The following is a 1,647-nucleotide window of genomic DNA, read 5'->3' as shown; positions in this document are numbered from 1 at the left end:
GATTACATCCATATCCAACAAAAATAGGATAGCAATAAATACTCTTTTTGTCCAAGAATACATTATAGTTAAAAAAAACGATCACCCTAGTAGGTGACCGTCTCTTCCTTTAATTTGATGTGTAAGCTCATCTATTACCTTTTAAAGCAAGTCAGCAGCAAGTTGCGCCAACTTGGAACGCTCGCCTTTTTCAAGTGTCATATGACCGCTAATGCTTTCATTTTTGAATTTTTCTACAATATGAGTCAAGCCGTTACTAATAGAATCCAAGTAAGGATGATCAATTTGCTCAGGATCACCCATTAATACAATTTTACTGCCCTCCCCGACACGTGAGACAATTGTTTTCACTTCATGCTTCGTTAAATTTTGTGCCTCATCAATAATTATGAATTGACCTGGGATTGATCTTCCGCGAATATAGGTAAGCGCCTCGACCTGAATACTACCCATCCCCATCAATATTTTATCAATATCGCCAGCCTTTTTCGTATCAAATAAAAACTCCAAATTATCATAAATCGGCTGCATCCATGGACGCAGCTTCTCTTCCTTCTCCCCTGGTAAATAACCAATATCTTTGCCCATTGGAACAACGGGTCTTGCAATAAGCAGCTTCTTATATTTATGCTCATCCTCAACCTTCAGGAGTCCCGCTGCTAGCGCGAGCAGCGTCTTTCCGGTACCAGCCTTACCCGAGAGTGTAACAAGCGGCACATCGTCATTTAGGAGCAGTTCAAGCGCCATACGTTGTTGGGCATTCCGTGCCGTAATTCCCCAAATGGGTTCATTGCTCAGAAACAGCGGTTCAAGCCTTGCGCAATCTTGACTTACCTTAAGAAGGGCAGACTTAGAAGTACCCATCTCATCTCTTAAAATAACAAACTCATTCGGATTCAACCGAAACTTGAGATTCATATTATTAACGGTTAAAAATCGATACGTATAAAACTCATCAATTACAGAAGGATGAACGTGTAGCGTCATATAACCGGCATAAAAATCAGTTGAATCAACGACCCGATCGGACAAATAATCCTGCGCTTGCAAGCCCAGTACATCTGCTTTAATACGTACCAATACATCTTTGCTAACCAGAATAATACTTTGCTTCTCCAGCTCGTTCTCCTGCTCCATATGATAATTTAGAGCCACAGCCAGTATGCGATTATCATTAGACATTTCACCAAACATTTCTTGCACGCGTAGGAAGCTGCGGTGGTTAAGCTCCACCTTTAACAATCCTCCGCTTGGAAGCTCTATTCCATCATGCAAATGCCCTTTCTCTCTCATACGATCGAGCAAGCGCGAAATGGTACGTGCATTTCGGCCTAATTCATCAGCAAGCCTCTTCTTAGAATCGATTTCCTCCAACACAACCGCGGGAATAATAACCTCATTATCATCAAAAGCAAAAATCGCTTGCGGATCATGAAGCAGTACGTTAGTATCGAGCACAAATTTTTTTTTCATGTGAACCCTCCCGGCGTTGGAAATTCATTAGAAGGCATACATAGCCTTAAGTTACTACGGGTAAACTATGGCTGATCGGTGAGATTATGCGATTTTCAAAGAAAAAAAGAGGTGGCTAACATGTTAAAATGGCTCACTGTAACGATCATTATTGTTTTTGTAGCGACTGGTTGT

Annotated in this window: 1 protein-coding gene; it reads right to left on the bottom strand. The window is 41.2% G+C overall.

The features are described 5' to 3' along the window. Positions 1-141: 141 nt before the first annotated feature. The gene (locus AC1DWN_RS33505) at positions 142-1,473 is read right to left on the bottom strand and encodes a PhoH family protein (RefSeq protein ID WP_477563146.1); all 1,332 of its coding nucleotides are present in this window, start codon (positions 1,471-1,473) and stop codon (positions 142-144) included. Positions 1,474-1,647: the final 174 nt, after the last annotated feature.

The organism is Paenibacillus sp. P4_A7, assembly GCF_056402455.1.
The sequence above is the reverse complement of the archived record's forward strand: the minus strand, read 5'-3'. Positions and strand labels throughout refer to the sequence as shown.